The organism is Streptomyces lonarensis, assembly GCF_012033735.1.
Classification (GTDB): Bacteria; Actinomycetota; Actinomycetes; order Streptomycetales; family Streptomycetaceae; genus Streptomyces; species Streptomyces lonarensis.
This window is the reverse complement of the sequence record NZ_JAAVJD010000270.1, coordinates 1-6,375: the sequence shown is the minus strand read 5'-3', so window position 1 is coordinate 6,375 and position 6,375 is coordinate 1. Positions and strand designations below refer to the sequence as shown.

General features: G+C 74.4%; 5 protein-coding genes and 1 tRNA gene. 4 read left to right on the top strand and 2 right to left on the bottom strand.

Going from position 1 to position 6,375, the window contains the following annotated elements:
• Positions 1-106 precede the first annotated feature (106 nt).
• Positions 107-961, top strand: coding sequence for a zinc metalloprotease HtpX (gene htpX, locus HCN56_RS22460; RefSeq protein ID WP_167973993.1), 855 nt, complete (start codon positions 107-109; stop codon positions 959-961).
• A 193-nt stretch (positions 962-1,154) separates the two neighbouring features.
• Positions 1,155-1,550, top strand: a complete 396-nt coding sequence (locus HCN56_RS22455; protein ID WP_167973997.1) for a YccF domain-containing protein — start codon at positions 1,155-1,157, stop codon at positions 1,548-1,550.
• 238 nt (positions 1,551-1,788) lie between these two features.
• On the opposite strand, the gene HCN56_RS22450 is transcribed toward HCN56_RS22455, so the two are convergent.
• Positions 1,789-2,496, bottom strand: coding sequence for a MerR family transcriptional regulator (locus HCN56_RS22450; protein WP_167973991.1), 708 nt, complete (start codon positions 2,494-2,496; stop codon positions 1,789-1,791).
• 140 nt (positions 2,497-2,636) lie between these two features.
• On the opposite strand from HCN56_RS22450, the gene HCN56_RS22445 reads away from it, so the two are divergent.
• Positions 2,637-3,692, top strand: a complete 1,056-nt coding sequence (locus HCN56_RS22445) for a hypothetical protein (protein WP_245246901.1) — start codon at positions 2,637-2,639, stop codon at positions 3,690-3,692.
• Between the two features lie 86 nt (positions 3,693-3,778).
• On the opposite strand, the gene HCN56_RS22440 is transcribed toward HCN56_RS22445, so the two are convergent.
• Complete coding sequence (locus HCN56_RS22440) at positions 3,779-4,267, bottom strand: YajQ family cyclic di-GMP-binding protein (RefSeq protein ID WP_167973990.1); 489 nt, start codon at positions 4,265-4,267, stop codon at positions 3,779-3,781.
• 168 nt (positions 4,268-4,435) lie between these two features.
• Here HCN56_RS22440 and HCN56_RS22435 point away from each other — a divergent pair.
• A tRNA-Tyr gene (locus HCN56_RS22435) sits at positions 4,436-4,517 on the top strand.
• Positions 4,518-6,375 lie beyond the last annotated feature (1,858 nt).

The following is a 6,375-nucleotide window of genomic DNA, read 5'->3' as shown; positions in this document are numbered from 1 at the left end:
GGCCCCCGCACCGTCCCCGACCGCCCCAGACGAGCCGCCCGCCGCACCACGGCCCGGTCCGCCGCCGCTCCCGGCGCATCCGGCGGCTCACCCCGGAAGGCACCCTGTGCACCGCTCCACCAACGGGCTGAAGACCGCCGTCCTGCTCGGCGGCATGTCCGCCCTCATACTGCTCATCGGCAGCTTCTTCGGCACCACCGGAGTCCTCGTCGCGCTTCTCGTCGCCTTCGCCACCAACGGCTACGCCTACTGGAACAGCGACAAGCTGGCGCTGCGCGCCATGCGGGCACGCCCCGTCAGCGAGTTCGAGGCGCCGCAGCTCTACCGCACGGTCCGCGAACTCGCGGGCGTCGCACGGCAGCCGATGCCCCGGCTGTACATCTCCCCGACCGAGGCGCCCAACGCCTTCGCCACCGGGCGCAACCCCCGCAACGCCGCCGTCTGCTGCACCGAGGGCATCCTCGCCGTCCTCGACGAGCGGGAACTGCGCGGTGTCCTCGGCCACGAACTCAGCCACGTCTACAACCGCGACATCCTCATCGCTTCGGTGGCCGGCGCCATGGCCTCCGCCGTCATGCTCCTCGTGCAGTTCGCCTGGTTGCTGCCCGGGCGGTCCGACCGCGGGCCGGGCATCGTCGGCATCGCCCTGATCGCGCTCCTCGGGCCCGTCGCCGCCACCCTCGTCCGGCTCGCCGTGAGCCGCTCCCGCGAGTACGAGGCGGACGCCGCCGGGGCCCGACTCACCGGCGACCCCCACGCCCTCGCCGACGCCCTGGCCAAACTGGACCGCGGGACCCAGGCGCTGCCGCTGCCGCCGGAACCCCGCATCGAAGCCGCCAGCCACATGATGATCGCGCACCCGTTCCGGCGCGGCGAGGGCCTGACCAGGCTGTTCGCCACCCACCCGCCGATGGCCGACCGCATCGACCGCCTCCGCCGGATGGCCGAGGGGGCCGGCTGACCCGGCGGTGCGCGCGAGGTGTCGAACCGGCCGTCCGGCCGCGATGCGCGCCACCATGGCAGCCCGGCGTTTGGCCGCGCCGCCACCGGACAACAGCACAGCAACCGTGCGGCGCTCCCACGCGTCCCGACCCACGACCGGGCGTCGCCGCCCGGCCCCGCCACCGCGTGCGCCCTAGGAGAAGAACAACGTGATCAGGACCGTCCTCAACGTCATCTGGCTGGTCTTCTCCGGCATCTGGATGGCCCTCGGCTATGCCGTCGCCGGGCTCATCTGCTTCATCCCGATCGTCACGATCCCGTGGGGGCTGGCCTGCTTCCGGATCGCCCGGTACTCGCTCTGGCCCTTCGGGTACCGCGTCACCGACCGCCCGGATGCCGGGATCTTCTCCGGGATCGGCAACGTCATCTGGCTGATCGTCGCGGGCATCTGGATCACCATCGGCCACATCACCGCCGGTATCGCCTTCTGCATCACCATCATCGGCATCCCGTTCGGGATCGCCCACTTCAAGATGATCCCGGTCTCGCTGATGCCGCTGGGCCGCGAGATCGTACCCACCGACGCCAACCCCGGCTACCACTGGTGAACCCGGCGGCGCCCCGGCTCCTCTGAGCCCGCCGCCGGCCCCTCCCGCAGACGCCCCGTGCAGCGCCCCGCGCCACGGGGCGTCCGCCTGCCCGCGTCGGGACGCCGGGACCGTTCGCCGGACCGGGGCCCCGGCGTGTGTGCGCCCCAGCATGCCGGCCCCGGCGTGTCCGCCCTCCCCCTGCCGGCCGGGTCGTCCCGCGGCCGTTGAGGGTCGAGGCCCGACGCCCGGGTTCCGCTCAGCCGGCCGGCGCGTCCCCCGCGGCAGCCCCCGGCTGCGGGCAGTCCCCGTCGGTGTCGCCATCCCGCGCCGCGGGCGCGTAGCGGCGCCGCGCCGCGTCCTGCTGCGCCAGCCGCCGCAGCGCGGCCAACGCGGCGTCACCGAGCACCGTTCCCACCACCATGGTCTCCGCCATGGCCTCGGCGCTCCCGCGCACCTCGTCGACGCAGTCCACGTCGGCTGCCGCCACCAGTTCGCTCGCCGCCGCGAACCGGTCGAGCCGCGCAGCGAAGGAGTGGTTGCCCAGGTGCTCCATGGTCGCCAGGGTGTCGGTCAGCGTCCGCGCGGCGGGGAGGTCCGGCGGCAGCTGCCACCCCTGCTCGGCGATGAGCCGCCGTACCCGCTCCGCGGCCCGCTCCCGGGCCTCCTCCGGGACGGCCGGGTCCCGCTCGTGGCGGGTGACCGTCGTGTGCGCGACGGCGAGCGCGTTGTACGTCGACCGGTCCGGTGCCGCCAGCGCCTCCAGTACCTCGCGCGCGGCCGCCACGGACAGTCCGCCGACGGTGATGAGCGCGCGCGCCAGCCGGAGCCGCCGGGCGTGGTCCTCGCCGTAGACGGCCTGGTTGCGCCCGGTTGCCTCGCCGGGGGGCAACAGGCCCTCGCGCAGGTAGTACTTGATCGTCGCCACCGGGACGCCGGTCCGGTGACTGAGCTCGCCGATGCGCATGGGGCTCCCGAGGTGTCGTCCGGGCCGCCGCGCCGGACTGCCGGATGAAGAGGGCTTGCGTGGACCCGACCCAGCATAGATAGTGACACTATCCGGATAGTGGCGAGTGCCACTATCCAAGCGAGGGGGAGGGTGCGCCGATGGACTCCACGGCCGCGGGCACAGCGAGCACGACCACGACGACGAGCCCGGGCGCCGACGCCCTCCCGGCCACGGCGGACGACCGGACCGGGGACGGGGCAACCGCCGAACCACCGCGCCGCCACGGGGCACATCCGCACCGCCCCCTGGTGGTGCTGGTCGGCCTCATGCTGCTGCTCGCGGCCGCCGCGCTCCTCGGGACCCTGCTGGACGGCAGGACGGTCAACGGCGAGCCGGTCTGGCTCAAGCCGCTGAAGTTCGCCCTCTCCTTCGGCATCTACGGCGCGACGGCGATCTGGCTGCTCTCCCTGCTGCCCGCCGCCCCGCGCGGCCGGCCCGCCGGGCAGCGCACCGGAACAGTGCTCGCCGTCGCCTCGGCGATCGAGGTCGGGCTGATCACCCTGCAGGCCGCGCGGGGCACCCGCAGCCACTTCAACGGCTCCACCGCCTTCGACGCCTACGTCTTCGCGGCGATGGCCGCGGCGGCCGGCGTCATCTGGCTCGCGTCACTGGGGATCACCGTCCTCGTGCTGCGCCACCGCCTGCCGGACCGGGCCCTGGGGCTGGCGCTCCGCGCCGGCATGGCGATCGCCGTCGCCGCCATGGCCGTCGCCTTCCTGATGACCAGCGGCGACCAGCGCGACCCGGCCGCCGGTGTCCTGGGGGCCCACGCGGTGGGCGTGGGCGACGGCGGGGACGGCCTGCCGGTGGTCGGCTGGTCCGTGGAGGGCGGCGACCTCCGGGTGCCCCACTTCCTCGGGATGCACGCACTGCAACTGCTCCCGCTGCTGCTGTGGGCGGTCGACCGCGGCGCGCGGCGGTGGCCGCGGCTGGCCGGGCCCGGCGTGCGCCACCGCCTGGTGGGCGCCGGGGCCGTCGCCTGCGGCGGGGCACTGCTCCTCACCACCTGGCAGGCGCTGCGCGGCCGCCCCCTGCTTGACCCGGACCCCGCGGGCTGGGCGGGGCTTGCCGCCCTCGTCGTGGTCACGGCCGTGACGGCGGCGGGTGCACTGCTCGCCCGCGAGCCGGGGGCCGGCCCGGCGCCGCCGCGGTGACACCCGCCCGCCGGGCACGGCGAAGGGCCGGGACCGCCGCCGTGCGGCGCCCCGGCCCTTCCGCGGTGTACTGCTGAGGCGGAGGCTCAGCGGTAGTTGACGAACTGCACGGCGAAGTCGAAGTCCGCGCCCTTGACGAGCTGCTGGACCTCCTGGAGGGCGTCCCGGCTCTTGGAGCTGACGCGGAGCTCGTCGCCCTGCACCTGCGCCTTGACACCCTTGGGGCCCTCGTCGCGGATGAGCTTGGCGACCTTCTTCGCGTCGTCGGTCGAGATGCCCTCCTTGATGGTGGAGAACAGCTTGAAGTCCTTGCCCGACGCCTGCGGCTCGCCGGAGTCGAGGGCCTTCAGCGAGATGCCCCGCTTGATCAGCTTGGTCTGGAAGATGTCGAGCACCGCGTTGACGCGCTCCTCGGCGTTGGCCCGGATCTCGATCCGCTCACCGGACCACTCGATCGAGGCGCCGACGCCCTTGAAGTCGTAGCGCTGCGAGATCTCCTTGGACGCCTGGTTGAGTGCGTTGTCGACCTCCTGCCGGTCGACCTTCGAGACGATGTCGAAACTGGAGTCGGCCATGGTCGGGCTCCTCGTGCGTAGCTCGGACGTAACGGTGTACCGGTGGACAAGCCTAGTCACCCGCCGCCACCGGGCCCGGGCCGACAACCGGGTGGCGGACCACCCCCGCCCATCGGGTAGGGTTTACCCCGTTGCCGAACGCCGCGCAGGCGTACGGCAGCAATCCCAGGCGGTGTGCCCGAGCGGCCAAAGGGAGCAGACTGTAAATCTGCCGGCTCAGCCTTCCCAGGTTCGAATCCTGGCGCCGCCACAGCGGGAAGCAAACCCCTCCCACCTCGCGCAAGCGCAGGTGGGAGGGGTTTTGCGTTGCCGGACAGTGCGTGCAGCCTCGACGGGTCCGCTTCCACCCGAACCGCGTCCGCCGCGGGCGCACCGGGTGGGGCAGGGGCGCAGGGGCGGTCCTACCTCCCGGTCGGGGCGAGGCTCACGCTGCTGCGATGCACCGTCCACGTGCAGGGAGGGCCTGTGAACGACCGAGCGTACGAGGACGCCTCTGCCGCCTGGCGATCTTCGCTGGCAACGTTGGTGGGCGATGCCGCGCGGCTTGCGCGGTGGCAGGAGCAGCGCTACCGGTTCGCACACCGGGTGGGGGCCCTGCTGACCGAGCCGAGCGGCGTCCGCCCTGCCGCTCGGGGACCCGTGCTCTACGGAGTGTTCGCGGCCGGAGCGGGGCTCTGCTACGTCGGCCAGACGCAGGACGCCGCGCGCCGACTGCGGGACCTCCCGGTGGGCGAGAGCCACCACCTGGCAACCACGCTGCCCCCCGAGGTCTGGGAGCGGGTCGTGGTGCTGCACTGGCCGCTTCTGGTGGCCGAGGCGCCGCCGCACGAACAGTCGGCCGTCGAGGAGATGGGTGCCACCGTGTGTGGCCTCGCGCTGGAGCACGTGCTTCAGCTGGCGACCCGGCCGCCGTTGAACAGCCGCCGGCGGGGCGCTGCCGGTGATTGGCGGGATCGAGACATCTCCGGCAGCCGGTCGCGTGGTGCGGTCAGTGCCGGAGTTGGGGCGACTCACTGGCGCAGCCTGGGAGGCGCTCTCGCGCACGGAGGCAGCCCAGGACGCGCCGGTGGTCACCACCCAGGTCGGCAGGGCGGTGTTCCCCACCGCCCTGCCGGAGCTTCGCGGGTCCTGAAGCGATCGGGCACCCCGACGCCCCGCAGGCGCCGATTCAGAGGGTGCGTGTGCCTGCCGCCCGGCCGCACACTTCTCCGGCTTCGCCGCGCGCGACCACACCGTCCGTGTTCCGGTCCAGGCCGCACGGGCTGATTGGCGGGATCTGCTCGTGCCGCCTCCCGGGGGCCCGTTCGGCGTGCTGTGCGCTCGCCGCCGAACGGGTGGCCGACTATCGGCCGCCCGTCGCGAGCTGTGCCCGGCGCTCCGACGTGGCGGGTCGCAGCTGCACCACGCGGCTCTGAACTGGCGCTTTCGCGCGCGCCGTTCCCTGGTCGGCACGGTGGAGCCCGGGCGTCGGCGGGGTCGCCGCGCTTCCGGAGCGGCGGACGGCCCGCAACGGCAAGCAGTCGTCGCGGTAATCCGGTGGGCAGCGGAATGGCCGGAAGCAATGGCTCGGAACCTTCGGCCTGTCACCTGAACAGGTGATCTTCTGGCGCGCGGCCCCCGGTGCACCGCGGGCGGGCCTAACGTGACGTCCGGCCCGCGGGGGCCCGGGAGCGCGACGCCGTGTGTCGTCGCCCCGCAGGGTCCCGCGTGGTGCGACAGCCCGGCGCGATCGCGGGCACATCCCGTACATCGCTCAGGGGTGAGACGGCTTGACGACACATCGGTTGACCCGCCGAACCGACCTGCCCGGCGCACGCCCCCGCCGCCCCGGCCGTGGGTGGTGGGCTCCCCCGCGCGCCGATCGGTCCCGCTCGGGGGGAGCCGCCACCTGCGGGCGCGGGCGTCCGCACCCCACCCGTGCCGACCGGTCCCCCGATCGCCTCCGGCACCCCGGCGGGGCGAACGGGACCGGCCCGGCCCCGGCAGCCGGTTCCGGCCGGATGTCCGACCCCACGCCCACGCCCACGTGCGGCGCCGGCCCGGGGCCCGACCACCGCCGCGGTGCCGGCTCCGCCCCTGCCGTCCGCGATGCCCGCGGCCCGGGCCCC

Excerpts from the sequence above, each read along its gene's own strand:
- HCN56_RS22450 (WP_167973991.1), bottom strand. The coding sequence starts at position 2,496 with ATGCGCATCGGCGAGCTCAGTCACCGGACCGGCGTCCCGGTGGCGACG.
- HCN56_RS22445 (WP_245246901.1), top strand. The coding sequence starts at position 2,637 with ATGGACTCCACGGCCGCGGGCACAGCGAGCACGACCACGACGACGAGC.
- HCN56_RS22440 (WP_167973990.1), bottom strand. The coding sequence starts at position 4,267 with ATGGCCGACTCCAGTTTCGACATCGTCTCGAAGGTCGACCGGCAGGAG.